Genomic DNA, 25,850 nt, shown 5'->3' on the forward strand with positions numbered 1-25,850 from the left:
GGCTATCATCGACTGGCGAGCGGATTCCGGCTGGGCCAGACTTGTCCTAAATTGCCCCGGTCCCCCATGTACGCCGAAGACCTGTTCCATACCATGCCTCTGGCCGCCGTCTATGTCTTAACGGTGCTGTTTGTACTTGCCGCGCTGGGGGCGGGCCTGGTCGTGGGGCGCTGGTCGGTACATCGCTACGGGGAACAGAAAGAATCCTCGATGCGCAATGCCATCACGGCCACCCTGGGGCTGCTGGCTTTCCTGCTGGCGTTTACTTTCAACATGACTGCCGACCGCTTCAACCAGCGCAAGGCCCTGCTCGTGGAGGAAGTGAACGCGATCCATACGGCATACCTGCACGCGGACTTCCTTGTGCCGGATGCCGCGGCCCGCGCCAGGTCGCTACTGGCGGCCTACACGGACCTGCGTGATTTTGATCCGTTGAAGGAAAAAATCACTGCCGATGACCTGCTCCAGAGTGAGCGCCTGCACCAGCAGCTGTGGGAACTGGTCGATGAGCACGTGGCCGAAAAATACGATGCCGGCTACCTGCGCCAGTTCGTGGAGCCGGTCAGTGACGTAATCAATAAACACTATTCGCGGGTGGTGGTGGGGCTGGAGTTCCGTATTCCCACGCCCATCTGGCTGGCACTGTACTTCATGACGGCACTGGCAATGCTCGCCATCGGCTACCAGTTCGGTATCAGCCGCGGGGGGTCGGTGCATGTGGCGGTGACCCTGGCGATCACCTTCTCCACCGCGATCCTGCTGATCGCCGACCTGGACCGCGCCACTGAGGGCACGCTGGTCATCGAGCAGCGGCCGATGGCAGAACTGAATGAGCACCTGAAGCGGGCGGAGAAGGCCCGTCGCGACGACACTGTGCCCGATGTGCACTGACTATTTTTGTGTCGTCGCAACTCCAGTACGGAAATTCACAGGGACTTCATCTCGGCGGAGTTGATGAACTCGCGCATGAAAATTTCCCAGAATGCCATAAAAAGTGCAGCCAGCAACGGACCTATGGCAAAGCCACTGATGCCGAACATCATCAGCCCGCCGATGGTGGAAAACAGCACGATATAGTCTGGAAGCTTGGTATCGCGCCCCACCAGGATCGGGCGCAGCAGGTTGTCCACCAGGCTGATTACCGCCACACCGAAGATCAGCAACACCGTGCCCTTGACCACATCGCCGATGGCGTAGAGGTAGATCGAGGCGGGCAGCCAGATCAGTGCAGCGCCGATGGCGGGCAGCAGTGACAACAGCGTCATCACCACGCCCCACAGCAGTGGAGCCGGCAGCCCCAGGGCCCAGAAAATCAATCCGCCCAGGGTGCCCTGGGTAACCGCCACCACCAGGTTGCCCTTGACGGTGGCCCGGGTGACCTCGGCGAATTTGGCCAGCAGCAGGTGCTCGCGCTCATCGCCCAGTGGCAGGGCACGGATCAGCAGCCCCACCAGGGATTCGCCGTCGCGAATCAGGAAGAAGGTCAGGTAGAGCATCAGGCCCAGCATCACGAAGAAATTCACCGTATTCTGGCCGAGCGCCAGGGCATTCTTGGCGATCAGGCTGCCGGCGCTCATGAAGCCGCTCAGCAGGCGCTCGCGCAGCTGGTCCAGGTCGATACCGATGCGTTGCATCAGGGCCTCGAAGCCGGGGAAGGCGCTGCGCACCCGATCCACCTGGCCGGCCACGTCGATCTCGCCGCTCTGGACTTTCTGGTAGACGCTGGCCGCCTCATTGACGAACGAGCTGGCCACCACCAGCACCGGTATCACCACCAGCACCATACACAGCAGCAGCGTCAGCAGTGCCATCAGGTTGGGCCAGTTCGGGTAGCGACGGGACAGGGTGCGATGCACGGGAAAGAAAATTACGGCGATGGCACAGGCCCAGAAAATGGGCGTGAAGAAAGGCCTGAGCAGAAAGGTAAATGCCACTGTCACCAGCAGCAGCGCAGCGATGAATGAGCGCCGTTCCAGCTTTTCCTGAACCAAGGGAGCCCCCGCGATTATTGTTGTCGATGCGCGCTATGCTACCACTGCCGCTCGCCTCCAGGGCAACCGGGCGTCGCAATTACCAGCGCCGGTAACCGCAGGTGTCCACATGGAAGCGCACACCGCTGTATATCCCCAGCCCCATATTCCACTTCTTGCCCACTTTGCGGTGGATATCCCGCAGGATGGGAATCAGCTCCTCGCGGGTGTAATCGCGCTCCGGCACCACGTCGATGCCACAGAAATGCATATGCTTGCTGCGCTTGGAGCCGCCGGCCTTGGCGTTATAGGCCGGGGTGCGCCAGCCGGACAGGACGGTTACCGGGCCGATACGGGGAATAATTTCGTCCTGCAGGACGCGCAGCGTATCCACCATGGTCTCCCAGTTCTGCTCCGGTGGAATGGCGAATGGTGGCTCATCGATTTTCTGCCAGTCACTGCCCTGGCGCAGCAGCTGGTATGAGGGGAGCACGCCATCGACCTTGTTGAGGAAGAGGAAATGCTGCAGGCGGGTGTAGAGTTCTCGCCGGTCGCTGTCGCCGAGGAAACGCTCGAAGGCGCGCGCCGAGGCGGCCGCGTAGCCCTTGATGTCATATACCTCGGGGATCTCGGCGGTTTCCGGGATACGCTCTACCGGGGCATACTCCCGCGGGGTAACGGCGCGCTCCGCCAGTTCGCGGACCTTGTCCACGGTGAGGATCACCAGCAGCAGGATGCCCGCCAGCACCGCGGCGGTGATCCACAGTACCCGCTTGCGCTCGATATGTATGTCGATCCACTCGTGATCGGGGCTCTCCTTGATATCCATTGCTCAACCGCTCCTGGAAAAACTGCCTACCAGCTGCGGTAACCGCAGGTGTCGATATGGAAACGCACGTTGCTGTAGATACCCAGCCCCATCCGGCTGGGCTCGCCCAGCCGCGCGTGCAGCATCTTCAGCTCCTCCACCAGTTCCTTGTGGCTGATATTGGACAGTGGCACCAGGTCCAGGCCACAGAATTCCCGGTGCTTGCTGCCACCGGCACCGCCACCCTTGCGGTTGTAACTGTCAGTGCGATACGCGGAGAGGATTTCCACCGGCCCGATTGCCGGGACCAGTTCGTCCCGCACCAGTGCCAGGGTGTTCACCATATTCTCCCACTGCCGGCGCGGGGGGATGGCGAAGGGCGGCTCATTGATGTCCAGCCAGTCGGAACCCTGGCGAAAGAGCACGCCGGCCTCGACCACGTCACCGGCGCCCTCGGCCCGGAGGTAGCCTTCCAGGGCCTTCATGCGCGTGCGGTTGTCCCCCTGGCGCAGGAATGCCCTCAGTGCATGGTCGGCGGGCACGCGATAGCCCTGCACATCGCGATAGGGTTTTTCCAGCGCCTTGAAATAGAGGTAGAGCCACAGGCCACCGACGATTCCCAGCAACATCAGCACGATGGCGGCGATCACCAGGCGATTGGTGCGCTGCCCCGGTGGTCGGGTCCGATAGCTGGAAAACGGCTGGCCTGCGGGCATGGGCTTACCTGTGCCTGTGGTCGTCGTCGCGATGGATCTGGCGCCTTGGGCGGCGCGTCATTTATTCAATATAGTCGCTATCTGCCCAATCCTCCGGCGTGACCGCGCTGGCCCCAATAAAAACGCCCCCGGGGAATGCTCCGCGGGGGCGTTTTGAATCCGCGGCGACCCGGGTGGGGCGCCGGCGGTCAGGCTCAGGCCCGGGGGCCGGCGCCCTTGACGGTTGCGCTCACTTCGAACTTCTCGATGTTCTCGGCGAACAGCTTGGCCAGTTTGGCGGCCTGCTCGTCATAGGCGCCCTGGTCGGTCCAGGCCTCGCGGGGGTTCAGGTAGGCCTTATCCACGCCCGGTACGTCCAGCGGGATATCCAGGTTCAGGGCTTCCAGGTGCTGGGTGTCGGCGCCTTCCAGCGCGCCGCTCTGGATCGCGGCGATCACTGCGCGGGTCACCGGGATCGGGAAGCGCTTGCCTTTGTCACCGGAGCCGCCGGTCCAGCCGGTGTTTACCAGGTAGACATTGGAGCCGAAGTCCTCGATACGCTTCATCAGCAGGTCGGCGTACTCGCGCGGTGCGCGCGGCATAAAGGGCGCGCCGAAGCAGGTGGAGAAGGTCGGGTGGATACCCGCTTCCGCGCCCAGTTCGGTGGAGCCCACGCGGGCCGTGTAGCCGGACAGGAAGTGATAGGCGGCCGCTTCCTTGGACAGGATGGATACCGGGGGCAATACGCCGGAAACGTCGCAGGTCAGGAAAATCACATTCTTGGGCTCGCCGGCCTGGTTGCCCGGCTGGCGCATCACCACGTGCTCCAGGGGATAGGAGCAGCGGCCGTTCTCGGTCAGGCTGGTGTCGTGGTAGTCGGGGGTGCCGGCGTCGTCGGTCACCACGTTTTCCACGATGGCTCCGAAGCGGATGGCATCCCAGATCACCGGCTCGTTTTCACGGCTCAGGTTGATGGTCTTGGCGTAGCAGCCGCCCTCGATATTGAACACGCCGCCCTTGGCCCAGCCGTGCTCGTCGTCACCGATCAGGTAGCGTTCCGGGTCGGCGGACAGGGTGGTCTTGCCGGTGCCGGACAGGCCGAAGAACAGGCATACATCGCCGTCCTTGCCGACGTTGGCGGCGCAGTGCATGGGCATGACGTCTTTTTCCGGCAGCAGGAAGTTCTGCACGGAGAACATGGCTTTCTTCATCTCGCCGGCGTAGCGCATGCCAGCCAGCAGTACCTTGCGCTGGGCAAAGTTGATGATCACGCAGCCCTCGGAATTGGTGCCGTCGCGCTCGGGTTCACAGACGAAGTTGGGGGCGTGCAGGATGCGCCACTCTTCCTTGCCCTTGGGATTGTATTTGTCCGGGCGGATGAACATGTTGCGGGCAAACAGCGAATGCCAGGCGGTCTGGGCGGTGACGACGACCGGCAGGTAGTAGTCCTCGTGCTGGCCCACGTGCAGCTGCTGGACAAAGGTGTCGGAGCCGGAAACAAACTCTTCCACCTTGCTCCACAGCGCGTCGAACTTGTCCTGCGGGAAGGCGCGGTTCACGTTGCCCCAGGCGATGCTGTCGCTGGTGGAAGGCTCTTCCACCACGAAGCGGTCGGCCGGGGAGCGGCCGGTGCGCGCACCGGTTTCGGTTACCAGCGCGCCGGTGTCGGACAGCTTGCCCTCGCCACGCAGCAGCGCCTGTTCAACCAGTTGCGCCGCAGACAGGTTCTTCATCACCTGCGCCGTATCATCGGTCTGTGCCATTCGTCGATTACCCGTGAAAGTTGTATGGAGTAAAACATAGTACGACCGCGCCACAGGGAGCGCGGCCGGTAATATTCGGGTGGCGAATTATGGCAAAGTTCAATTTGGCGGGATAGCAAAAAAGGCTATTTTTTACCCAATGACAGCGTTGTCTGGCAAAATTTTGTGCTGTTTTATCCGCCTGTATGATGTCGATAAATGCGCCTATCGATCACGTGAATAAAGGTCGATGGTTTGCACCGTTTTGGGCCCAGTTTCCGTTGTGTCTCCCCGTGGCCGGCGGGAGCACCCGCGGCCTCAGTGCAGCGTATGCGGGGGCGCGTTGAACAGGCTCTCGATATCGTCGCCATCGAATCGGTAGCGGGCGTTGCAGAACTGGCAATCGGCGATGATCTCCCCACCCTGCTCCTCCAGCAGCTGGTAAACCTCCTCGGGGCCCATGGCCACCAGGGCCCGGGCACTGCGCTCGCGCGAACAGCTGCAGCGGAAGCGGATGTTGGCGGTGCCCAGGGCGGCGGGCGTTAGCTGGTGGAACAGCCTGGTGAGCAGCTGTTCGTGGGGAAGGGAGTGGAGCTCGTCGGCGGTCACGGTTTCCGCCAGGTGCTGGGCGGTTTCCCAGGCATCCTCGTTCTCGGCCGCGCTGGCGGCGTTATTGCCCGGCAGTACCTGCAGCATGATGCCGCCGACAGTGTCCGGGCTGGACTCGATCCAGAAGCGGGTGGCCAGCTGCTCGGACTGGGTGAAGTAATCCTCCAGGCACTCCGCCAGGGTATCTTTTTCCAGCGGGACTATGCCCTGGTAGCGCTCGCCCTGCTCGGGTTCCACGGTAATGGCCAGAGCGGCGCGCTTGCCCACCAGCTGGCGCAGGCTGGCGCCCTCTTCGATCTGTGCCCCGTCGGCGAGCTTGGCGATGCCGCGCAGGTCGCTGTGGTGGGTGCACTCTGCCAGCAGCAGCGGCACGTCACCATCGCCACGGGCCTGCAGGCTCAGCAGGCCCTCGAATTTGAGGGTTGTGGACAGCAGGCAGGCCGCGGCAAGGAACTCCCCCAGCACCAGCGCCACCGGGGCCGGCAGTTGGTTATTTTCCAGAACCTCGCGATAGGCGTCAGTCAGGGTGACGACCTGGCCGCGGATATCGTGGTGGGAGAAAATGAAGCGTTCCAGCTGGTCGGACATGAATCGAAGGCCTCGGGCAGTCTCGGGGATTTAAGGCGCGGGATTTTAGTGCCCCGTTACCATAAATGGTAGTTGCCGGACGCGCCATGGACGGCGCGAGGCCCGGCCGGGTGGTGTTGCTACTGACCGCACAGCCGTGTGATTTCCCGCTCCAGTTCCTTCGCCCGCCGCTGGCGCTCGCGTTCACTCATGCGGATTTCCTCGCCATTGCCGTCCACCAGGGCCACCGGTCCCTGCAGGATGCGCAGGCGATTGCGGGCCAGGGCGCAGGCCCGGCGGCTTTCCTGCTGCTGCTTGAGGCGCTGGCGCCGCTGGTTTTCCTGGTAGTCGCGCTGCAGGCTGGCGTCGCCGCTACTGTTGCGGGAGCGGGCGCTGGTGGCATCGGCACTGTTGACCGGTGCCAGCTTCCCCGACAGGTCCTCCGCCCGGGCCTCCCCGGGCGGGCGGTCGCCAAAATGAACATTGCCCTGTTCGTCCACCCAGCGGTAGAGCTTGTCCGCGCTGGCAGCGGACGCCAGTAGGAGGGCGGCCAGCGCTGTTGCCAGCCGGCCGGGAGGTGCTGTGGTCACGGTGTTTCCCTGAGCTTGTCCTCGTTGTCTGCCAGTGTACTGAAAAGGCCCGGGGAGTGGCGATGGGGGATATGGTAGGTCTGCAGGATCAGTGGTTCCTGTTCGCGGGCGGCTGCCGCATCCAGCACCATGCGGTAGCCGGATTCATCGCGCAATTCGACGAACTGCTGCTCGTTGCCCTCCATGAACTGGGCGAACTCATCGAAATCCGCTACGCGATGGCCATTCACTGAATCGATAATCCAGTTCTTCCAGTCGTGGTAGCCCAGGTTGACCCCGGCGGGCAGTACCTTCAGCGCCACCACCAGTTCGCGTCGCCCCTGTTCGCTCCACTGGTTGCGGGCATAGAGGTATTCGATGGGTGCCTTGGAGTGCCAGTTATTGCCCCAGCGCTTGATCAGGTTCATGTTCAGCGGCACGAACACCACGCCGCCATAGATGTAGTAGCGCGGGCGCTGGTCAAACTTCTCGCTCAGGACCAGGGAACGCGACGGCGACGGGGCGGCCAGCTCGATTTCGGCTTCCATGACCTCGCCTGCGCGGGCGAACTTGACCGGCAGGCGGTCACCCACGTGGTAGAGATCGGCGGCGTAGTGGTAGTTGGTGCGCTGGTTTTCGCGCCATTCCACGGTTCGATCGGCGGCCACCTCGTAGCCGTCCACCTCCAGCAGTACGTCCCCGGTCTGCAGTACTTCCGCCGCGGGGGAGTCGCTGAATACCTTCACCACCAGGGCGCCCTCCTGGCCGTCGGCCAGGCCCGCGGCCTGTTTCATGGCCGGGCTTTCCATGCTCTGGGTGACCGCGCCCAGCTCGGGGAAGCCCTGGTGCACGCCGTCTTCGGCATCCTCGAGGACATGTTCGATCACGCTCGGTGGTACGAAGTAACCCAGGTTTTCAGCGCCCTTGCTGTGGTTGGTCTGCATGGCGACACCGACAATGCGCCCGCCGGAAATCACCGGGCCGCCGCTGTTACCCGGATTGATGGCTGCATCGATCTGGCCTGCCATCAGGTAGCTGCCGGCGTGGGCGTAAAACTGGTGTTCGATCCGGGACAGGACGCCGCGGGTTATGGAAAGGGATTTACCACCGATCGGGTAGCCGTACACCGACACTTCCTCCTGCAGGTCCGGCAGCTCGCCCAGGTCGAGCGGCCGCGTGGTGTCGAAGAAGCTCTCGTCCTCGACCCGCAGCAGGGCCAGGTCCGCGTCGTGGGAAACGAACTCCACGTGGGCGCGGAACTTCTGCGCGTCGCCGTGGCGCTGCACCTGGATAAAGCTGCCATTGGCAACCACATGGGCATTGGTGAGGATGCGCTCGTCGTCGATCACCGCGCCGGAACCCGACAATTGCTTGGGATTGAGCAGCGACCAGGGATTGAAGTAGTCCGGTGCCGCGGCGGTGGTGTAGATCTTGATGATCGACCGCTTGAGTTGCTCGTGCTCACGGTTATCGGCGAGCGCCGGCTGGCAGAGCAGCAGGAGGATGGCGGCGAGTGAAAGGATTCTTGTCAGCATGGATCTGTGTCCCGTCGGTGTGGGGGCCGGTTGTGGGGCCAGTTTAGCAGTAGTTGCCCGGGCGCCCGGCCCGGCCCGGTGTCGGCCAGCAGGCCGGAATTATTGGACAGCGGTGTCCGGCATTGTTCGCCACCTGTGGGGGCAATGGCGTTTTGTTCGTTGCCCGGGGTCAGTCCTGCTCGCGCAGGAAGCGGTGAATCTGGCGGCGCTGCTTCTTGTTCGGGCGCTCGCTGCGAATACCGGTATTGGCGACCTTGCGCTCCGCTGCCTCGCGTTCCCGCCTGGCCTGGCTGGCCTCGGTCTCGCGGTAGAGCTCGCGGGCGACCTCCGCGCCGCGCCGCTGGTCCGACAGCGCCAGCACCTCCACTTCCAGCTGGTCCCAGCCCTGGCGCAGGGTCAGGGTGGCGCCGGTGGTGATCTCCTTGCTGGCCTTGATGCGCTGGCCGTCCACCTGCACCTTGCCGCCCTCGATCATCTGCTTGGCGAGGCTGCGGGTCTTGTAGAAGCGCGCGGCCCAGAGCCACTTGTCGATACGTACTTTATCCATGGGGGGATTACAGCGGGACAATCTCGTCAAAATGGTGAATGGCGGGGAAATCGGTGATATCCCGGAGCGGGCCGCGGCTGTCCGGCTGGCGGATGCACAGCAGGTGGCCAATACCGAAATCCCGGGCGGCGGTGAGCACCTGCTCGTTATCGTCGACGAACAGGGTGCGATCGGGATCGAACTCGATATGCTTCGACAGGGCCTCCCAGAAAAAGGGGCTCTCCTTGGCGTGCTTCAGCTCGTGCGAGGTAATGATGCCGTCCATCCAGCGATCGATACCGGTGATCTCCAGCTTGCGCACCAGGCCGTCCGGGTGGGCGTTGGTGACCAGCAGGACATGCTTTTCCATGCGTCGCAACGCATCCAGGAAGGCAGGCGTGTGCGGGCGCAGGGCGACGCGGTCCTCGATTTCCCGGAGCACCGCGGGGATATCCATATTCAGTTCCCGCGACCAGAAGTTCAGGCAGTACCACTCCAGGGTGCCGCGACGGGCGTCAATCTGGCCGACCAGCCGCTGTTCGGCCTGCTGCAGGGTCAATCCGTGGGTCTGCGCATAGCGCTGGGGCAGGTGGGTCAACCAGAAGTGGTTGTCGTAGTGCAGGTCGAGCAGGGTGCCGTCCATGTCCAGCATCACCGTGTCGACGTCGTGCCAGTCCAGCATGCGGTCGGTAAACCTCTCTGATCGAAGGCATGGTCCCCCTATTATGCCCGATTATTGCCGCGCCCGCCCGCCCGGGCTGGCGCGCCGGATACCCACCAGCAGGGACAGCTGGGCAGCGTAATAGGTGACCATAATCAGTGTGCCGGCCATGGGGATGGTGACCACGAAGCGGTTGAGGCCGATCAGGGCGTCGGATGCCATGAACGTCACCGCGCCACAGAACAGCAGCGCCGAGTTGCCGCGATGGGCCGCGGCGGCCAGGGCCATGGCGAGGATCGCCAGCAGGTAGGCAGTGACCGGACCGGCCAGGGACCCTGCGGCCGGGAGCAGCAGCCGGGCCAGCAGGAAGGCGGCAGCCAGCACCGGCAGGCCGCGCAGCAGGAAGCGCCAGGAACGGAAATCGGCATGGCGCAGGAACAGGCAGGCATAGGTCAGCTGGGCCAGCAGGAAGGCGCCCAGGCCGAAGACAAACTGCTGCGGGAAGTCGAGCGCCAGCAGGATGTCCCCCAGGGCGGAAAAGCCCAGCGCGGTGGCCGCCAGGACCCGGGTGGCGCCGTGCAGCCAGCGGCTCGAAAGCCACAGCAGCAACAGGATGGGGGCGGCCTTCACCAGCGGCAGCAGCAGCCCGCTGCCGGCACCCTGCCAGCCGGAGGCGTCCACTAGCATGTAGGCGGCGGCGCCAACCAGGAACGCGGCGATGGGAATGCCGCCGTCAGCGACAGGGCGGTGGTGCCCGGATCTGGCACTGGAGTCAGCTGTAGCGGTGGTGGCGGTCATGGCATTGTCCCGGCTTTTCGTGTTTTCTTGTTTACGGTGGGGCGTATGATGACGCCGACCGCCGCTATCCGGCAAGGTCACGCCCGGCGGGACATCAATCAACAGGCAAATCCAGGAAGGGAGAGCGTAATCGATGAAGGCTGAGAATATTCTCGAGACAATCGGCGATACCCCGCATGTGCGGCTCAACCGGTTATTCCGCGACGATATCGAAGTGTGGATGAAAGTGGAGCGCTTCAATCCCGGCAGCAGCATCAAGGACCGCATCGCCCTGGCGATGATCGAGGATGCCGAGCGCAGCGGTGCGCTGAAGCCCGGTGGCGTGATCATCGAGCCCACCTCCGGCAATACCGGGATCGGCCTCGCCATGGTGGCGGCCGTGCGCGGCTACCGGTTGATCCTCACGATGCCGGAGTCGATGTCGCTGGAACGCCGTCGCATCATGAAGGCCATGGGCGCAGAACTGGTGCTGACGCCGAAAGAGACCGGCATGCCCGGTGCCATCGCGAAGGCCGAGGAGCTGCTGGAGCAGCATGCCAACAGCTGGATGCCGCAGCAGTTCCGCAATCCCGCCAATGTGCAGGTGCACCGCGACACCAGTGCCAGGGAGATCCTCGCCGATTTCCCCGAGGGGCTCGATTACATGATCACCGGGGTGGGCACCGGCGGGCATATCACCGGCTGTTCCGAGGTGCTCAAGGAGCATTTCCCGAAGATGCAGACCTTCGCCGTGGAGCCGGAGAAGTCACCGGTAATCAGCGGCGGCGAAAAGGGCCCCCACCGCCTGCAGGGTATTGGTGCGGGATTCGTGCCGGAAATCCTCAACCGGGAAACCCTCGACGGTACCATCCAGGTTTCCGAGGAGGACAGCTTTGAGATGGCGCGCCAGTGCGCAGCACGGGAAGGCATTTTCGTCGGCATCTCCTCCGGTGCAACCCTGGCCGCAGTGAAGCAGCGGCAGGCGGAGTTCGCCCCCGGCAGCCGGGTGCTGGTGTTCAGTTATGACACCGGCGAGCGCTATCTTTCCATTGATGACCTGTTCCCCGCCTGACGGCGGCCGCGCCAGCGATCCCCGGGTTATCAGCGCTGGCAGCAACCGCGTATAATGCCGCCATCGCTAACAAGGGGGACCTATGGGTACAGAGCTGGACAAGAAACAACTGCTCGAGCAGGTGATTGGAATCTGCGAGCGCGCGGGCGAGGCCATCCTCGAGGTATATAACAGCAGCGCCGAGCTGGAGATTGACACCAAGGCGGATGATTCCCCCGTCACCGCCGCGGACCTGGCCGCTCACAAGGTCCTCGAGCCGGCACTGGCCGGACTGGTGGAAGGCGTACCGGTACTGTCCGAGGAGCAGGAAATGCCCTCCTTCGACGAGCGCCGCAGCTGGCAGCGTTACTGGATCGTCGACCCGCTGGACGGCACCAAGGAATTTATCCGCCGCAACGGCGAATTCACCGTCAATGTGGCCCTGATCGAGGACGGCGAGCCGGTGCTGGGGGTGGTTTACGTGCCGGTACTGAACATCACCTACGCCGGTTGCAGGGACGCCGGAGGCAAAGGCGTCGCCTTCAAGCGCACTGCCGACGGCGAGCAGCCGATCCGTGTGCGTTCCGTGCGCGAGCGCCTGGATGCGGGCCAGCCGGTGGAGCTGGTGGCCAGCCGCAGTCACGGCGCCGGTGCTGTGGACAAGTTGCTGGAGCGGATCGAGGGCGAGCTGGGCAAGACCGGTCTCAAGAACATGGGCAGTTCCCTGAAACTGTGCCTGGTGGCCGAGGGCGCCGCCGACCTCTACCCGCGCCTGGCACCCACCTGTGAGTGGGATACCGCCGCGGCCCAGGCAGTGGTGGAGGCTGCCGGGGGCACGGTGGTGGATGACCGGTTCGAATTGTTGCGCTACAACCGCAAGGACTCCCTCCTCAACCCGTTTTTTTACGTAATCGGCGATGACAGTTTCGACTGGCGCCGCCTGCTCTCTGACTGAGTGACCCTGGACTAAGCTTTACGGTGCTGTGCCATCCGCCGGTACAGCACCGTAAAAGCACCTGCGGGCTGTCCGCTGCCCGCACAGGAATTGTGTCCGGAGTCATGTCCAGTCAAAACAGCCACTATTTCAACCTCCCCGAACCCGAGATCCGCCGCCTGCGCCAGCAGTTGGAAGAGGAAATCGCCTGGCTGGACCGCCAGATGGAAGCGGCCCGGGGGGATGGCGAGGAGCTGGACCTCACCCTGGTGCAGACTTACAAGGAAATGATTTTTTCCCGCCGCGCCCTGCTCGGCCGTATCCCCCGCTGACGGCCCCTCCTGTTCCCCCGCCGCGGCCTGCCGGCCGGTTTGACTGTGGCGCCAAAGCAGCACAAAAGTTTCAATCGGGTCTACGCTTGGTGAGTTAAAGCCATAAAGAGTCAGCCCGATGCGCTATCCGGTAGTGATCCACAATATCGAGTATGCCGGCTTCGGTGCCATTGCGCCGGACCTGCCCCACTGCCACTGCCACGCGGAAACACTCGACGACATCCTGCAGAAAATGGCCGAAACCATCCTGCAGCGAGTCGAGGAACTGGGTGCCGCGGGTAGCGCCCCGCCACCGCCCAGCGAGCTGGAAAAGCTGCGCGGCAACCCGGCTTTCAGTGGCGGCATCTGGGCCATCATCGATGTGGCACACGAGCAGTCATCACCGAAGACACAGCCCTGAACCAGTTACCGGAGCATGTGATTACCCACGTGATTAGCAAGGAAGCTTGTCAGTACCAAGGAAGGATGTAATGAGAAAGGTTGTTTTCGCGATTGCGTTGCTGTTTTCCACGGCCAGCCTGGCAGTGGAGTGGAATAACCCGATCGCCGGTATCTGTGCCGGTGAATACCAGGTAGTGGGCACAGTCGGTCTTGGCGCGGGCGAGCTGCAGGTGAACAAGGACCAGGATGGTTTCGGCTATGCCAGCATCGGCATTACCCCCACGGTGGGGGTGTGGCAGACAGAGCTGCGCTATTCCAATTTTGACGATGGCGGTGTCTCCGCCGATACCTACGGCCTGAATTTCAAGGTCGACTTCAGTTTTGACTGTGATGTGCAGTGCCTGTACTGGATGGCCGGCTGGACATACGGTGAATTCGACGTCGACACCATCGACAGCCGCGGGCTTACCATCCTGGTGGAAGAAGACGGTAGTGACGACTACTGGCATACCGGTGTGGGTTATCGCTACCGCTGGACGCGGGATTTCGATACCTCGGTGGAGTATATGTACAACGACGTTGGCACGGTGGCGGGGTTTGACCTGGGCCACCTGCGTTCACTGACCCTCAACTTCAGCTATCGGTTTTTCGGGCCGCAGTAAGCAGCCCGCCCGCACGGATAAGTTGCGGCGTTTTCCCGCGCCGCAGCCGGTCACTCGCCCGCTCTGCCGGCAATCATCAGGGACCCGGCCGGGCCCGCTCAGATCCCGTTCCCCCGACGGCAGTGGTGTCGCGCCTCACAACTTGCCGCTACGCTTGAGTCGCCAGTAATTTTCCACCAGTGACAGGTGCATATTTTCGGGGCGCGCGTCGGCAACGATAATATTGCGTGCCCGCAGGTGTTGCAGCAGTCCCTGGCGGCGGCGGGCCAGGTCTGTCGCCGACAGGTATTCGAGTGCGGCCGGGAACTGTGCGGCCGGGGTCTCCCGGAGGTCATCCAGGGCCTCCTCGCGCAGGCTCGCCACCATCACCAGGTGCCGGCGCGCAAGCAGTTCCACGGCGTCCAGCAGCTCATCGCTGTCCTCATCGCGCAGGTTCGTGACCAGTATTACCAGCGAGCGCTTCTGGTGGTTTTCCATCAGGTCGCGGGCGGCGGTGGTGTAATCGCTGTGCGCCGTACTGGAGTGAAGGTCGTAAACATGGTTTAGCAGCACGTTGATGCTGTCTTCGCCGCGAATCGGGGATAGCTGCACCGTGGGGCCCGCGCCGGTGGCGAAGGTCTGCAGGCCCACCGCGTCCCCCTGGCGGATGGCTACATACGCCGACAGCAGCAGCGCATTCAGTGCGTGGTCGAAGTGACTGTAGCGACCGTCCCGGGCGCGCATCCGTCGACCGCAATCAAGCAGGTAGATGATGTCCTGGTCGCGTTCATCCTGGTACTCGCGGCTGATCAGTTTGCTCAGCCGGGCACTGGCCCGCCAGTCCACCTGGCGCTGGCTGTCTCCGCGGCGATATTCACGTAACTGGTGGAAATCCATGCCCTCGCCACGGCGCTGCTGCTGGTTCAATCCCAGCAGGCGCAGGCTCTGTTCGGCGGACAGGGCCTGCAGTGAAGATACGCCAAGGAAATTCGGGTAGACGCGGATCCCATCTGGCCCCGCCAGGCGCACCTTTCTCTGCCAGAGTCCCCGGGGAGAACTTACCAGTGCTTCAACCTGCCCGAACCGGGCGAGGCCACGATTCTCCGGTGTCACTGCGTATTCCAGGGTGGAAACCTGGCCCGGCTGCAGCTCGACCGTGCGGGGCAAATCGGCGACGGCCAGCTGCGGCGGCACCTGGTCGCATACCACCAGCCGCAGGCGGTGGCTGCCCTCGTTGCGTAGCTCCAGGTTAACGACGCTGCGCACGCCCAGTGCCAGGTTGGAGGCCAGCTGGCGGTCTGCTGACAGGCCATTGAGGCGGAAAACAGCCAGGCCATCCAGCGCCATCGTTGCCAGCAGCAAGGCTCCCGCGCCCCACCACATCAGTGACAGTGCGGGCAGTGCATGCGGGAACCAGATTCGCGCGACGGTGACTGCCAGTGCCGCTGCACACCAGGCCGCAGCCAGCCGGACCAGGGTACCGTCCGGCCGTATGGGCGGGAGCTTCACAGGCGGGGAGCCTCCACCGTTTCAATAATCCGGGCCAGTACCGCATCCGGGTCCTGGCCGTCGATCTCCATATCCGGTGAAAGCCCGACGCGGTGGCGCATCACCGGAATGGCCATGGACTTCACATCATCAGGCAGTACAAAAGTGCGTCCAGCCAGCAGCGCCCGGGCCCTGGCTGCCTGCAGCAGCCCGATGCTGGCACGGGGGCCGGCGCCCCGGCGCAGCTGTGCATTCTCCCGGGTGGCGCGCACGAGGCGGACGGCGTAGTCCACAACTTTCTGGTCCATCTCAAGCTGGGGCACCAGGGCCTGTAGCGCCTGCAGCCCGGCAAGGTCCATCAACGGCTGCTGGTTGTCCAGCAGGTCCCGCTCGATCTGCCCGCTACTGGCGGCGGCGGCCAGCTGTACCTCGGCTTCCAGGGAGGGAAAATCGATCAGCACCTTCAGCAGGAAGCGATCCAGCTCTGCCTCCGGCAGGGGATAGGTGCCCTCCTGCTCGATGGGATTCTGTGTGGCGAGCACCATGAACGGGCGCGGCACCGGCAGCGCCTCGCCATCAATGGTGACCTGGCACTCCTGCATCACCTCCAGTAGCGCCGCCTGTGTCTTGGCCGGTGCCCGGTTGATTTCATCGGCAAGCAGCAGGTTGGTAAACACGGGCCCGCGGCGCACCTCGAAGCGGCTTTCTCCCATATGGAAAATTGAATGCCCGGTAACATCCGCCGGCATCAGGTCCGGGGTGAACTGGATGCGGCGGAAGTCGCCGTCAAAACATTTTGCCAGGGCCCGCACCAGCAGGGTCTTGCCGAGGCCGGGAACCCCTTCCAGTAACAGGTGGCCGGAAGCCAGCAGTCCCACCAGCACCTGGTCGACCACCGCCCGCTGCCCCACCAGGACCCGGTTGACGGTGTCGCGCAGGGCACTGGCGCGTTCAATGGCAAGGTCCCAGTCCCGGCTGGTGACGCCGGGCTGGCTGGTGGCTGCCGGCCTGGTGGGGACGGTGGATTCACTCATAGGGTTGCCTCAATTATTTGCAGACTGCGGATATGCCGGGTAAAGGTTTCCTCGTCGCGGGGCGGCTCGCCCCACAGGCAGAGGGCGACAGCGGATGGTGCCAGCCCGGTGGCCTCGGCCAGTCGCGCGGACATGCTGCGCCGCAGCGCGGGGCTGTCCGGCGCTGCGCACAGCTGTCGTAAAATGCGCGCGCGATAGTCGCGCAGCAATTGGCCGCACTGGTCCTCGTACCAGTAGTAGTAACCACTGGCGGCGATGTGCTCGCGCAGCGAGCGACGAGCCGTATCGGGTATTGGTTGGCGCAGGCCGAAGCGGCTGGCACGGTGCAATAGCCAGAGTATCAGTGCCAGGGCTCCGGCGAGGAAAAACTCGGAAAGGTAGCGGGCGACCAGGGAGCCGGGGGAATCGAAGCGGGGGCGCGACATCAGCACGAACTCACTGTCGCCGGCGAGCTGGTATAGAAGCCAGGCGTGGTCAAACTGGCCGATACGCTGGGAGAGCCACAGCGTGTCGTCGGCGAGCAAAGTAATCCGGCCCTCACCACGGGAGAACTGTATCAACGGGACGCCCTCGGGCTGGCTCTCCAGGGTCGCCCGGAATAGCGGCCCGCCGGGTGCCAGCCCCTGGTCCTGGATATCCGCGTGTTGCAGCATCAGCGCCGGATTAAAAAACACACGGAAGTCGCCATCACCCATATCCAGGGTGCTTACATATTTGGGATCGATCTCGGGCTGGCAAGGGTCTCCCTCGATCTCCAGCAATTGCGCCAGCGCGCGATTCAGCTCGCACTTGTCCCCACCCCCGGGACGGGAGTAGAGCGGCAGCAGGTACTCCTGGATAGCATCCAGCTCTCCCTCCACAATGGTGACCCCCAGGGATTCCAGCAGCGGGTCGCCGGCATCGAGTTCGCTCTGCCGTGCCACCACAATCGCATGGCCGCCACGCCTGACCCACTGCATGAACATGCGCAGTTGGTTTTCGTTGTAGAGATAACTGGAGCTGCCCAGGAAAAGCGTGTCACCCGGTCGCAATCCGCCGATGGCATCAATGTTATCTTCCCTCCGGAACGTCAGCCCGGTGCTTTCCAGGAAACGCTGCGCGGCCAGGAATGGATGGCGATGGGCTTCCTGGCTCCAGCCTATATCGCGCTCCTCGGTGTAGCGCTCGAAAAAAATAACAAAGAGGGTGACCGCGGCAGCCAGTGCCAGTGCAAAACCGCCGTAGAGGAAGTGACTAGACTTCATTGTCGAATATCTCCCGCCAGCGCAAGCAGTGCTGCTGCACGCGCTGCTCATCAGGCAGGCGGTGTGCGTAGGCGAGCAATTGCCAGTCGTTTGTCAGCTGCCACATGAACTCCACCAGCGGGCTGCCGGCTTCGCCGCGGCCGACCGTCTGTTCCACCACGGTTGCGCATTCGTGCTCTGTGTACTGGTCGCCGAACGCCAATCCGTAGCGGTTGATGAGGTGCGAAAGTGTGGCTCGATACAGCAGTCCCAGGGCAGCCCGGGCATTGCCCTTCTGCCATTGCTCCATTACCACGCCGCAGATATCGTCCGGCAGGTTCTCGCGGGAGACATCCAGGCCGAACAGCACCTCCGGGGTATCTGCCGCCGGTTTTGGTGGCTGTTTGCGGAAGCTGAACTGCAGCCGGTGGCGATGGCGCCACAGCAGGTGAATGGAGAGTATGGCGAGCGCCAGCCACAACATCACCTCCATCAGGGTGGCAACAAGTGGGCCCCAGGAGTACTCCTTTTCTTCCTCCTCCATGCGCAGCAGGTCTGCCAGCCAGAAAATAAATTCCACCAGCCAGCCCGGCAATTGTTCATGCTGGGTTTCGCGGTCCTTCAGCCGCCAGCCACTCACTTCCTCCACCTGGTGAAAGTCACGCTGTTGCAGGACTTCTTCGATCCGTTCTGCGGCTTCCTCACGGGATTCAATGGATTCTGCCTGGGAAGGCTCCGGATACATTGTGGCCCCGGTCGCGAGGCACAGGGCGAGCAGGGCGGCACTGACACTCCGGGCCCGGGGTTGGCGCTGCTCGGCGCTTTGCCAACGCTCACGTAACTTGCGGAACTGGATTTCGATATCCCATCCCTCCAGCTCGATGCGCCGGCCAATATAGAGGCAGAAACCGGCGCTCACGTAAAAGGGGGCGATGGCGGCCATTGCCAGCAGGTACAGGCCGTTCCCCACCCACTGGGCAGCCAGCTCGTGCCCGTCAATGATTCCCGTCCAGTCCAGTTGCAGCTGTTGCGGCACCAAAAGGTAGAGGACAGCAATCGCGGCTAAAAACAGGATCATTTCCAGATGGACGGCGACCAGGGTGAGCCAGGTGGCCGTGCCGGCGTACTTGCGATGCAGCACGCGGATGCGCTTGCCGCGCCGGGCACCGGTGAGTCGTTCCAGCAGTGTTACCGGCAGGTCGAACGAGCGCGTGGGGCTCAGGCGGCGCCAGGCCAACCAGGGCAGCCAGTCGAGCCGGTTGAGGGACAGGACCTGGCCCAGCGCGTGGCGGGCAGTGACCGGCTCGGAGAACAGGGCCCTGCTGGCAATAAAGAGTGGCAACCGGTCGAAAGCCGGCTTCAGCCACCAGGCTATCAGCAGGCCCCAGCCCGGGGATTCGGGGATAAATACCAGGGTACAGGTAAATGCTGCAGCTGCGGGCAGCAGCCAGGCCAGGAACATCGCGAACCAGTGGCGTCGTGCCAGCAGAATACCGAGGTCGGTGGACTCCCAGGGGTTGCGCATGCGCGCCCGGATTGCCAGGCGATCAAGTTGCACGATGCTGCCCCCCGCGACCGGCAAAAGCCAGGTATGCCAGCACCAGGATCCAGAGTGCCGCACCAGTTGCCAGTTTCAGGCCCACCGGCAGCGACTGGCTGGATGACCAGAAGGCCTCCAGGAAAGCGGCAAGCACCAGCATCAGGAAGGTGCCGTACATGATTTGCATCGCCCTCGAAGCCGCCTTGCGCAGTGCCACCAGGCGTGGGTAGCCGCCCGGGTCGATCAGTGACTGTCCCAGGCACAGCCCGGCCGCACCTGCCAGGGCAATCGCGGTCAGCTCGAAAGCCCCGTGACCGATGACAAACGGATAGAAAGTGCCACCGAAGCCGAGGCGAGTGAGGTGGCCGGCAGTTGCGCCGATATAGACACCATTGAAGACCAGGATAAACACAGCGCCCACGCCGAAGATGATGCCAGCTGCAAAGGTGCGGAACGCAATGCCGATATTATTTTTGATATAGAAACCGAACATATACAGGTCGGAATCTGATCCACGCTCCCTGCCTGTAACCCGGTTGGCGGGATCGTACATGGACTCGAACAGGCTCACCTGTTCGGGTTCCATCAGGGTATAAACCAGTGAATCGTTGAGGTAACAGCCGATGCCCAGTACAAGTGCGGGCAACAGGAACAGCGCCGTGGACAGGTACACCGCCCGCGCCTGGCTTCGTACCGCACGGGGGAAACCACCCAGCAGGTAGTCAACCCAGGCGCTGCGGCGAAGGGGGCGGCGACGGTAGATGCGTTGGTGGGCGGCCATCACCAGCCGGTTCAGTCGCTCCTGCAGGTCACTGGTGTAGTGGCGCTCGGAGGCCATGGCAAATTGCTGGCAGAGCTGGCGATAGCGGCCCGGCAGGTCCGCGACAGTCCCCCCATCAGTGCGCAGTGCCGCCTCCAGTTCCCGCCACCCGGATTCGTGGCGTTTTTCGAACTCCCTCTGCCTCATTTCAGCGAGCTCCCAGCAGCCACAGGCCGATGGCACGCAGGTACCTTAGCCCGGCGGGCCCCGACGCGTCAGTGACTGGCTGCAGTAGCTCGGCCAGTTCCTCCTGGCGCGCCTCGCTGATCTCGCGGTGGCGCTCGGTGAGGCTGATGATAGCGCGCTGGTCTTCTGCCTCCAGGTTCCGCGGCGGCACACACGGAGCCAGTTGTGGCAGGGCCTTGCGGTCTGCTTGCGGTTGGCGGTAGACCACTATTGTATCCGCCGCCATATCCCCCAGGCGCTGGAACTGCCGGGACAGGGTCATGGTGGTAAGCCCGGTGGCGTATGCCAGGGGCAGGAAGTCGGCGACACGTAGCAGGTTGCGCAGTAGTGAAGCGCTCCAGGAGACCGGGGTCAGGTTTGCATTGACCACCATCAGACCAAAAGCCTGTTTGCCCGGTGTCTGGCCGTGGCGCCAGAGCTCGAATACTACCGGGTAAAACCATTCCAGCAGGAAAGAGCCCAGCAGCCAGATGCCCCAGCCGGCAGTGTCCATGCCGGCCAGGTTAAGTCCCAGCCACAGGGCAATGGTAATGACAGTGCGGTAGAACAGGTCTACCGCATAGGCCAGCACCCGCGGCACCGGCCCCGCCACCTGTGCCTGCAGGTCTATGCCCTCGGGGGTCTCGATTGTGTAGCGGGTATCCAGCACGCAGTACCCCCCTCCCGTCTCGATCAGTCTTCGGCACCACCGAAAATATTGCGGTAGGCAATGCCGAGGGCCAGCAGGCCGGTGGGAACGGCCCAGATCAGGCCAATCATCAGCGCCAGTGCACCGGCGATATAAATCAGGGCACAGACGATGACCAGCCCGAAGAACGCAAACCAGTGCTTGGTAATTGCCTTGCGGGATGTTTCCAGCGCTTCCCACGGACCCAGGCCCTTGTCCACGATCAGCGGCAGGGCCAGCATGTAAGCAATGGAAAGGTAGATACCCGGCAATACCAGCAGCATAAATCCAATCAGGACCAGGACGGACATCAGCACACTGCAGATGGCAAGCGGTACAATCCTGTCAAAGTAGGAGTATACGGTGGAGCCGGAGACCTGCTCTTCGCGCGCGATCTTGACCACAATCATCATCAGGCCGGCGGTCAGTGGGGCAGTGACCGCGGTGATAACAAGCTGGTGCAACAGCGAGGGGCCGTTATAGATTGAGCTGTTCACGCCGACGGAGGTGCCCTCCAGGCTCCAGTTGTTGATGCCGGTGAAAAGCCCGGTGACGTAATCAATAATCACATACGCGACGATCAGCAGCAGGGTACCCAGCCAGATGGTGCGCTTCCTGCCACTGATCCGGCGCCATGCCTCACCGATAATCGCACCAATCGAAAGGCTGTAATCCCCCGCCAGCCCTTTCTCCAGTGATCCGTATTCGCCGCCATTCTCCCCGGTTGTGAGTTCTGATTCCGGGGCCTGGTAAATATCACTCATGTCATACTCCATTGATCTGTATTTTTATTTTGCGTCCAGTGAGGGGAGTCGACGTCGAGTCATTCCGACCTGCCTGCACTGCTGCGGGTACCCGGATCAGGTTGCCGTAGGCCGGGTACAGATGTGCAAATATCTCACACAGCCGGTGAGCGAACAATCACGCGCCATTACAATGCGGCTGTAGCAACAACCGGCCCGTCTGCTAATAGGGCCCGTGCAGTGGTGGTCTCCTTTCGCTAATATCTGCGCCAACAGTTACCGACTGGAGAGAGCCAGTGAGAAAATGGTTGATGCTGGCAATGCTGTTGCTGGCTGCCGCTTATGTGGGCATGCCGTGGTACGCCGCCAGTCAGGTTGCCGCCACCGCACATAGTGAGGATATGGATCGTTTCCGGGGTTATGTCGACCTTCCCGCGGTCCGTACCAACCTGAAGCGCCACCTGCAACAGAGCCTGCGCGGCTCCATGGGCGAGGACATGCCCCGGGACCTCAGCGACTTCCTGAGCGCCGGCGCCAACCTGTTCCTGGGACCCTTGCTGGAGGGATTGGTAACCGGGGAGTCACTGGCTGCCCTGTTGCGCGGTGGTGATGCGCTCTGGCAGTTTGAGCGCGAACTTTACCCGCCACAACCCGGGCGCGAGTTGTCCCCGGCCGGTAGCGACGATAAAACCGATGAGGATGCCGGATACCTGCAGCTGCGCCGCTGGGGGTTCACGGGTATTAACCACATCGCCGCCGACTACGGCGCCAGCGATAAAACCGAGCTGCGCCTGATCCTGGAGCGCCAGGGCCTGCACTGGCGGGTGGTTGAACTGAGATTCCCGGAGATGGAAGAAAAAGAGCAAGACAGGGGAGAGAACGATGAAAATGGATGAACCGATCAACGTCTTTGGCGACCCCCTGCTGGCCTGTGGCATGGAACCGCTGACGGGCTTTTTCCGCGATGGGCACTGCAATACCTGCGCCGAGGACCTGGGGTCGCACACCGTGTGCGTGGCTGTCACGGAGGAGTTCCTGGAATTCTCCCGCAGCCGGGGCAATGACCTCAGCACTCCACAGAAGGAGTTCGGCTTTCCCGGCCTGGCCCCGGGGGACCGCTGGTGCCTGTGTGCCGCCCGCTGGCTGGAGGCGCAGAAAGAGGGCATGGCCCCGCGGGTATACCTGCAGCGCACCCATATCAAGGCTCTGGAAGTGGTTCCGCTGACAGTGCTGCGCGAGTACGCCGCGGACCTTAACTGAGCCGGGCTATGGTGCCAGCGAAAACCGGCGCGGCTGCCAGTTCAGCCCCGCCGGTTTTTTTGTGCGCTGCGCTGCCGCCGTTGGCATCCACCCCGGCCAGGGCATAAGCTGCTGGGCAGAGAGCAACAACGCGAGCGGAGACAAATTGTCATGCGAGACCTGCGAATTGCCGCCATCCAGATAAGCAGCGGTGCCTCGGTGGCCGCCAACCTGGCGCGGGCCGGGGAGCTGGTCCGGGCAGCGGCGGCCGGAGGGGCGAAAATGGTGCTGTTGCCGGAATATTTTGCCCACCTGGCCGATGGCGGCAGTGCGGCAGTGGCAGAGACCTTCGCCAGCGCGGAGGCAGACCCCGAACGCCAGCCGGTCCAGGCGGCGCTGCAGCGCTGGGCGCGGGAAAACCCCCTGTGGCTGGTAGCCGGTGCCATGCCCCTGAACCAGCGGCCGGACGGCAGTGCCGTTGACGCGGGCCGGGTGCGCTCCGCCTGCCTGGTCTATGACGACCGTGGCCAGTGCCGGGCGCGCTACGACAAGGTGCACCTGTTCGATGTGGAGGTGGAGGATGCGGCGCGCAGTTACCGTGAGTCCGCCGGTATCGAGGCCGGCGACTCGCTGCAGGTGGTGGAGACCCCCTGGGGCCGCCTGGGACTGAGTATCTGTTTTGACCTGCGCTTTCCCGAACTCTACCGCGAACTCGCCGCCCGCGGCGCCGAAATCCTGCTGGTGCCGTCGGCCTTCACCCATGTCACCGGCAGTGCCCACTGGTTGACCCTGCTGCGGGCCCGGGCGATCGAGAACGGCTGCTTCGTGGTTGCCGCCGACCAGTGCGGGCAGCACTCACCGAGGCGGCGGACCTGGGGGCACTCGGTGATACTGGACCCCTGGGGCGATGTGCTGGCCGAGGCCGGCGAGGAGGAAACCGTGCTGGCCGCCGACCTGCACGGCAAGCGCCTGGCGGAGATCCGCCGGCGCATGCCGCTGCTCGATATGCGCCGCTTACCCTGACCGCCGGAGCTGGTCCGGCGCAGGGCTTTAGGAAGGCAGGAAATCGATGGAGTAATTGAGGGTCGCCCGCTCCACATTGGCCGCGCCGAAGTTGATCAAGCGGATTCGCGCCAGCAGCTTGCGTTCCAGCGCCGGTGCATTGAGCTCGCTGCCCACCAGCTTTATATCCGAAACACTGCCATTGGGCTCGATCACCAGTTGCACGGTAACCTTGCCCTGCAGCGTGGGGTCGCGGCGCAGGGCGCGGTTGTAGATGGCGAAAATCGCCCCCTTGTTATTCTCCATGACACTGCGGATGGCGTCCTCCGGGCGCACCGAGGTCTCGCGCCGGGTTTCCCGCGCGGATGCCCGGGCGGCGTTGCTGGCCTGGGCGCTTGCGACGCGGGTCGCCTGCCGCTGTGCCAGTTCGGCACCGCCGGTATCACGACTCAGGTTGCTGTCACTGACGCCGCCGCTGCGGGTCTGCGCCCGGTTCGCAATTACCGCCCGGTCGACCTGCTGGGCGCTGCTCGCCGCGGCCCCGCTCGCGGTTGCCTTGCGGGAAACCTCTGCCACATCGACCGTGTCGCGCATTGCCGCCAGGTCGTCCTGCATCTGCAAGAGGCCGCTGTTGGCGGCTTTCTCCCGCGCCATCTGCACCTTTGCCGGAGCCGGCTCGGGCTTCGGCCTGGTTTGCGGTTCTGGCTCCGGCCGGGGCTCGGGTTTCGGTTTGGGCTTTTCCGCCTTTGCCTCAGGTGGCTTTTCCCGTTTCGGTTCGGGGGCCGGTTTGGGTGGCGGTGGCTTGGGCTTCGACTTCTCTTCCAGGATCACCCGCGCCAGCTGTGGCGGAACCCGCTCGGCCTGCTCGCGGGTCAGCTCGGGCACCGGTACCAGGCTGATGACCACGCCGAGTACACACAGGGCGCCCAGGCCCCACTTCAGCAGGCGCCGGAAACGTGCATCTTCAGCCGCGGCGGAAGTCCAGGGCAGCTCAGTTTCCTGTAACTGCCAGGGGGCCGGTCGGGAAAGGGTTGCGGCACTCATCTGGCTCCCGGCCCCCGCCCTGCAATTTCATCGCCAGCCGCCGCATCGGGCGCGGCCTGGCTCACGGCGAAGGAAATATCCCGGTAATCCGCCGCCGCACAGGTGCGCATCACCTGTTTCAGCAGCTGGTATGGCAGTTCCTCGTCGCCCATGATGGTCACCGCGCGGCCAGTTTTTGCCTGCGCTTCTGACAGGGGCTCGGCGCGCTGGGCCAGGTACTGCAGTTCCTTGAGCAATGGTTCGATCTGCTCCGCGTCGCTGCTGATCTCACCAATACTGGCCACAGGCCGGTTGCCCACAAACAGCGTCTCGTTGTTGATGCGCACCACCGGGGTAAGCTCCGGTTTCTGCTTCGATGTGGACTCCGGCAGCTTGATGGTTTTGTCGCTCTGCAGCACCTCCACGTCTGAGGAATTCACCAGCAGGAAGAACACCAGGATGGTGAAAATGTCCATCAGCGATACCAGGTTGAGGCGTGACTGCTGTTTTTTCTGGCGCTCGCGGCGCTCCTGTAATTTTTTACCGACGTTCAGGTTCATATCACTGCCCCGCTGCCGTTGCCGTGGGTTCCGCTGCGTCACCCAGGGAAATCTGTGGGAACAGTTCCGCATCCACGACTGAAGTCGCGACCACGGCGCGATAGCTGCGCGCGGTATCCATGGCTTTTACCAGGGTGCGGTAGGGCGTATCCCGCTGGGACAGGATCAGGATGTCTTTCTTGTCCACAGACTTCTCCCGCAGCTGGCGCTTCACTTCCTGCAGGACATCGGACATGCGCTCGAAATCGGGTACGCCATCGACATGCTCGACCCGCTGTACCCGCACCCCGGCCGGGTAATTGATATCGATATGGCGATCGCGTAAAACCACCTCCAGCTGGCGGTTTTCCTCGCTCGCGGGATTACCGTCGCTGAGGCCCGGCAGGTTCAGCTTGAGGATGGCGATATGCGAGAACACCATATTCAACAGCAACACCGGCACCAGGATGACCATCAGGCTCATAAACGAGGTGATGTCCAGCTCCGGGTCGGTACCGCCGCGTCGGCGAATATTCAGTTTCAGCATG

General features: G+C 63.3%; 29 protein-coding genes. 9 read left to right on the forward strand and 20 right to left on the reverse strand.

The window, feature by feature from the left end; all coding sequences use genetic code 11:
- Positions 1–66 precede the first annotated feature (66 nt).
- Positions 67–891, forward strand: a complete 825-nt coding sequence (locus ACH6CX_RS12210; protein ID WP_232940073.1) for a hypothetical protein — start codon at positions 67–69, stop codon at positions 889–891.
- Between the two features lie 35 nt (positions 892–926).
- Here the strand turns inward: ACH6CX_RS12210 and ACH6CX_RS12215 are convergent, their stop codons facing one another.
- From ACH6CX_RS12215 to ACH6CX_RS12260, 10 genes are all read right to left on the reverse strand, one after another.
- Positions 927–1,991, reverse strand: coding sequence for an AI-2E family transporter (locus ACH6CX_RS12215; protein ID WP_232940072.1), 1,065 nt, complete (start codon positions 1,989–1,991; stop codon positions 927–929).
- Positions 1,992–2,070: 79 nt separating this feature from the next.
- Positions 2,071–2,799: a D-Ala-D-Ala carboxypeptidase family metallohydrolase gene (locus ACH6CX_RS12220; RefSeq protein ID WP_232940071.1), complete on the reverse strand. Its 729-nt coding sequence runs from the start codon at positions 2,797–2,799 to the stop codon at positions 2,071–2,073.
- Positions 2,800–2,825: 26 nt separating this feature from the next.
- Entirely contained in the window at positions 2,826–3,494 is a 669-nt protein-coding gene (locus ACH6CX_RS12225; protein WP_237062046.1) for a D-Ala-D-Ala carboxypeptidase family metallohydrolase, read from the reverse strand.
- A gap of 194 nt (positions 3,495–3,688) precedes the next feature.
- Positions 3,689–5,236 carry a phosphoenolpyruvate carboxykinase gene (locus ACH6CX_RS12230; protein WP_232940069.1) on the reverse strand — a complete coding sequence of 516 codons (1,548 nt, stop codon included), beginning with the start codon at positions 5,234–5,236 and terminating at the stop codon, positions 3,689–3,691.
- A 297-nt stretch (positions 5,237–5,533) separates the two neighbouring features.
- Entirely contained in the window at positions 5,534–6,412 is an 879-nt protein-coding gene (gene hslO, locus ACH6CX_RS12235; protein ID WP_237062044.1) for an Hsp33 family molecular chaperone HslO, read from the reverse strand.
- Between the two features lie 119 nt (positions 6,413–6,531).
- Entirely contained in the window at positions 6,532–6,981 is a 450-nt protein-coding gene (locus tag ACH6CX_RS12240; protein WP_232940067.1) for a DUF4124 domain-containing protein, read from the reverse strand.
- Positions 6,978–8,495 (reverse strand): S1C family serine protease, encoded by a 1,518-nt coding sequence (locus ACH6CX_RS12245; protein WP_396675482.1) that lies wholly within the window; start codon positions 8,493–8,495, stop codon positions 6,978–6,980. Before ACH6CX_RS12245 ends, ACH6CX_RS12240 begins: the two co-directional genes overlap by 4 nt.
- Before the next feature lie 169 nt (positions 8,496–8,664).
- Positions 8,665–9,042 carry an RNA-binding S4 domain-containing protein gene (locus tag ACH6CX_RS12250; RefSeq protein ID WP_232940064.1) on the reverse strand — a complete coding sequence of 126 codons (378 nt, stop codon included), beginning with the start codon at positions 9,040–9,042 and terminating at the stop codon, positions 8,665–8,667.
- 7 nt (positions 9,043–9,049) lie between these two features.
- Entirely contained in the window at positions 9,050–9,703 is a 654-nt protein-coding gene (gene yrfG / locus ACH6CX_RS12255; protein WP_232940062.1) for a GMP/IMP nucleotidase, read from the reverse strand.
- 51 nt (positions 9,704–9,754) lie between these two features.
- Positions 9,755–10,480, reverse strand: a complete 726-nt coding sequence (locus ACH6CX_RS12260) for a lysoplasmalogenase (RefSeq protein WP_237062043.1) — start codon at positions 10,478–10,480, stop codon at positions 9,755–9,757.
- Between the two features lie 133 nt (positions 10,481–10,613).
- Between ACH6CX_RS12260 and cysK the strand changes: the two genes are divergently transcribed.
- From cysK to ACH6CX_RS12285, 5 genes are all read left to right on the forward strand, one after another.
- A complete protein-coding gene (cysK, locus tag ACH6CX_RS12265; RefSeq protein ID WP_232940058.1) occupies positions 10,614–11,531 on the forward strand; it encodes a cysteine synthase A in 918 nt (305 codons plus the stop codon).
- 82 nt (positions 11,532–11,613) lie between these two features.
- Positions 11,614–12,465 (forward strand): 3'(2'),5'-bisphosphate nucleotidase CysQ, encoded by an 852-nt coding sequence (gene cysQ / locus ACH6CX_RS12270; RefSeq protein WP_369413272.1) that lies wholly within the window; start codon positions 11,614–11,616, stop codon positions 12,463–12,465.
- Positions 12,466–12,569: 104 nt separating this feature from the next.
- A complete protein-coding gene (locus ACH6CX_RS12275) occupies positions 12,570–12,776 on the forward strand; it encodes a hypothetical protein (protein ID WP_232940056.1) in 207 nt (68 codons plus the stop codon).
- 118 nt (positions 12,777–12,894) lie between these two features.
- Positions 12,895–13,176 (forward strand): type II toxin-antitoxin system HicB family antitoxin, encoded by a 282-nt coding sequence (locus ACH6CX_RS12280; protein ID WP_232940055.1) that lies wholly within the window; start codon positions 12,895–12,897, stop codon positions 13,174–13,176.
- A 70-nt stretch (positions 13,177–13,246) separates the two neighbouring features.
- Entirely contained in the window at positions 13,247–13,819 is a 573-nt protein-coding gene (locus ACH6CX_RS12285) for an outer membrane beta-barrel protein (RefSeq protein ID WP_232940054.1), read from the forward strand.
- Positions 13,820–13,954: 135 nt separating this feature from the next.
- On the opposite strand, the gene ACH6CX_RS12290 is transcribed toward ACH6CX_RS12285, so the two are convergent.
- Genes ACH6CX_RS12290 through ACH6CX_RS12320 form a run of 7 tightly spaced genes read right to left on the reverse strand, consistent with a single transcriptional unit; the run spans position 13,955 to position 21,520 of the window.
- Positions 13,955–15,307, reverse strand: coding sequence for a DUF58 domain-containing protein (locus ACH6CX_RS12290; protein WP_396675483.1), 1,353 nt, complete (start codon positions 15,305–15,307; stop codon positions 13,955–13,957).
- Positions 15,304–16,320, reverse strand: a complete 1,017-nt coding sequence (locus ACH6CX_RS12295) for a MoxR family ATPase (RefSeq protein ID WP_232940052.1) — start codon at positions 16,318–16,320, stop codon at positions 15,304–15,306. Before ACH6CX_RS12295 ends, ACH6CX_RS12290 begins: the two co-directional genes overlap by 4 nt.
- Positions 16,317–17,564: a DUF4350 domain-containing protein gene (locus ACH6CX_RS12300; RefSeq protein ID WP_334078418.1), complete on the reverse strand. Its 1,248-nt coding sequence runs from the start codon at positions 17,562–17,564 to the stop codon at positions 16,317–16,319. Before ACH6CX_RS12300 ends, ACH6CX_RS12295 begins: the two co-directional genes overlap by 4 nt.
- Positions 17,554–19,101, reverse strand: a complete 1,548-nt coding sequence (locus ACH6CX_RS12305) for a hypothetical protein (protein ID WP_396675484.1) — start codon at positions 19,099–19,101, stop codon at positions 17,554–17,556. The genes ACH6CX_RS12300 and ACH6CX_RS12305 overlap by 11 nt, the downstream gene beginning before the upstream one ends.
- Entirely contained in the window at positions 19,091–20,050 is a 960-nt protein-coding gene (locus ACH6CX_RS12310) for a stage II sporulation protein M (protein WP_232940049.1), read from the reverse strand. Before ACH6CX_RS12310 ends, ACH6CX_RS12305 begins: the two co-directional genes overlap by 11 nt.
- 1 nt (position 20,051) lies before the next feature.
- On the reverse strand, positions 20,052–20,738 hold the full coding sequence (locus tag ACH6CX_RS12315; protein WP_232940048.1) for an RDD family protein: 687 nt from the start codon (positions 20,736–20,738) through the stop codon (positions 20,052–20,054).
- 23 nt (positions 20,739–20,761) lie between these two features.
- Positions 20,762–21,520: a DUF975 family protein gene (locus ACH6CX_RS12320; protein WP_232940047.1), complete on the reverse strand. Its 759-nt coding sequence runs from the start codon at positions 21,518–21,520 to the stop codon at positions 20,762–20,764.
- Positions 21,521–21,795: 275 nt separating this feature from the next.
- Between ACH6CX_RS12320 and ACH6CX_RS12325 the strand changes: the two genes are divergently transcribed.
- From ACH6CX_RS12325 to ACH6CX_RS12335, 3 genes are all read left to right on the forward strand, one after another.
- Positions 21,796–22,395, forward strand: a complete 600-nt coding sequence (locus tag ACH6CX_RS12325; protein WP_232940046.1) for a DUF2939 domain-containing protein — start codon at positions 21,796–21,798, stop codon at positions 22,393–22,395.
- On the forward strand, positions 22,382–22,759 hold the full coding sequence (locus ACH6CX_RS12330) for a DUF2237 family protein (RefSeq protein WP_232940045.1): 378 nt from the start codon (positions 22,382–22,384) through the stop codon (positions 22,757–22,759). Before ACH6CX_RS12325 ends, ACH6CX_RS12330 begins: the two co-directional genes overlap by 14 nt.
- A gap of 150 nt (positions 22,760–22,909) precedes the next feature.
- Positions 22,910–23,761 (forward strand): carbon-nitrogen hydrolase family protein, encoded by an 852-nt coding sequence (locus tag ACH6CX_RS12335; RefSeq protein WP_396675485.1) that lies wholly within the window; start codon positions 22,910–22,912, stop codon positions 23,759–23,761.
- Between the two features lie 27 nt (positions 23,762–23,788).
- On the opposite strand, the gene ACH6CX_RS12340 is transcribed toward ACH6CX_RS12335, so the two are convergent.
- Genes ACH6CX_RS12340 through ACH6CX_RS12350 form a run of 3 tightly spaced genes read right to left on the reverse strand, consistent with a single transcriptional unit; the run spans position 23,789 to position 25,840 of the window.
- A complete protein-coding gene (locus ACH6CX_RS12340) occupies positions 23,789–24,784 on the reverse strand; it encodes an AgmX/PglI C-terminal domain-containing protein (protein ID WP_396675486.1) in 996 nt (331 codons plus the stop codon).
- Positions 24,781–25,323 carry a biopolymer transporter ExbD gene (locus ACH6CX_RS12345; RefSeq protein ID WP_232940042.1) on the reverse strand — a complete coding sequence of 181 codons (543 nt, stop codon included), beginning with the start codon at positions 25,321–25,323 and terminating at the stop codon, positions 24,781–24,783. Before ACH6CX_RS12345 ends, ACH6CX_RS12340 begins: the two co-directional genes overlap by 4 nt.
- Position 25,324: 1 nt before the next feature.
- A complete protein-coding gene (locus ACH6CX_RS12350; protein WP_396675535.1) occupies positions 25,325–25,840 on the reverse strand; it encodes an ExbD/TolR family protein in 516 nt (171 codons plus the stop codon).
- Between the last annotated feature and the right edge of the window lie 10 nt (positions 25,841–25,850).

Origin of the sequence: Microbulbifer sp. JSM ZJ756 (assembly GCF_044383805.1) — a bacterium.
GTDB lineage: Bacteria > Pseudomonadota > Gammaproteobacteria > Pseudomonadales > Cellvibrionaceae > Microbulbifer > Microbulbifer zhoushanensis.

Coding starts and splice junctions, on each gene's coding strand:
- ACH6CX_RS12285 (WP_232940054.1), top strand. CDS start 13,247: ATGAGAAAGGTTGTTTTCGCGATTGCGTTGCTGTTTTCCACGGCCAGC.
- ACH6CX_RS12295 (WP_232940052.1), bottom strand. CDS start 16,320: ATGAGTGAATCCACCGTCCCCACCAGGCCGGCAGCCACCAGCCAGCCC.
- ACH6CX_RS12340 (WP_396675486.1), bottom strand. CDS start 24,784: ATGAGTGCCGCAACCCTTTCCCGACCGGCCCCCTGGCAGTTACAGGAA.
- ACH6CX_RS12310 (WP_232940049.1), bottom strand. CDS start 20,050: ATGAGGCAGAGGGAGTTCGAAAAACGCCACGAATCCGGGTGGCGGGAA.
- ACH6CX_RS12210 (WP_232940073.1), top strand. CDS start 67: ATGTACGCCGAAGACCTGTTCCATACCATGCCTCTGGCCGCCGTCTAT.
- yrfG (WP_232940062.1), bottom strand. CDS start 9,703: ATGCTGGACTGGCACGACGTCGACACGGTGATGCTGGACATGGACGGC.
- ACH6CX_RS12330 (WP_232940045.1), top strand. CDS start 22,382: ATGAAAATGGATGAACCGATCAACGTCTTTGGCGACCCCCTGCTGGCC.
- ACH6CX_RS12335 (WP_396675485.1), top strand. CDS start 22,910: ATGCGAGACCTGCGAATTGCCGCCATCCAGATAAGCAGCGGTGCCTCG.
- ACH6CX_RS12300 (WP_334078418.1), bottom strand. CDS start 17,564: ATGAAGTCTAGTCACTTCCTCTACGGCGGTTTTGCACTGGCACTGGCT.
- ACH6CX_RS12345 (WP_232940042.1), bottom strand. CDS start 25,323: ATGAACCTGAACGTCGGTAAAAAATTACAGGAGCGCCGCGAGCGCCAG.
- ACH6CX_RS12250 (WP_232940064.1), bottom strand. CDS start 9,042: ATGGATAAAGTACGTATCGACAAGTGGCTCTGGGCCGCGCGCTTCTAC.
- ACH6CX_RS12245 (WP_396675482.1), bottom strand. CDS start 8,495: ATGCTGACAAGAATCCTTTCACTCGCCGCCATCCTCCTGCTGCTCTGC.
- ACH6CX_RS12230 (WP_232940069.1), bottom strand. CDS start 5,236: ATGGCACAGACCGATGATACGGCGCAGGTGATGAAGAACCTGTCTGCG.
- ACH6CX_RS12320 (WP_232940047.1), bottom strand. CDS start 21,520: ATGAGTGATATTTACCAGGCCCCGGAATCAGAACTCACAACCGGGGAG.
- ACH6CX_RS12280 (WP_232940055.1), top strand. CDS start 12,895: ATGCGCTATCCGGTAGTGATCCACAATATCGAGTATGCCGGCTTCGGT.
- ACH6CX_RS12220 (WP_232940071.1), bottom strand. CDS start 2,799: ATGGATATCAAGGAGAGCCCCGATCACGAGTGGATCGACATACATATC.
- cysQ (WP_369413272.1), top strand. CDS start 11,614: ATGGGTACAGAGCTGGACAAGAAACAACTGCTCGAGCAGGTGATTGGA.
- cysK (WP_232940058.1), top strand. CDS start 10,614: ATGAAGGCTGAGAATATTCTCGAGACAATCGGCGATACCCCGCATGTG.
- ACH6CX_RS12225 (WP_237062046.1), bottom strand. CDS start 3,494: ATGCCCGCAGGCCAGCCGTTTTCCAGCTATCGGACCCGACCACCGGGG.
- hslO (WP_237062044.1), bottom strand. CDS start 6,412: ATGTCCGACCAGCTGGAACGCTTCATTTTCTCCCACCACGATATCCGC.
- ACH6CX_RS12260 (WP_237062043.1), bottom strand. CDS start 10,480: ATGACCGCCACCACCGCTACAGCTGACTCCAGTGCCAGATCCGGGCAC.
- ACH6CX_RS12275 (WP_232940056.1), top strand. CDS start 12,570: ATGTCCAGTCAAAACAGCCACTATTTCAACCTCCCCGAACCCGAGATC.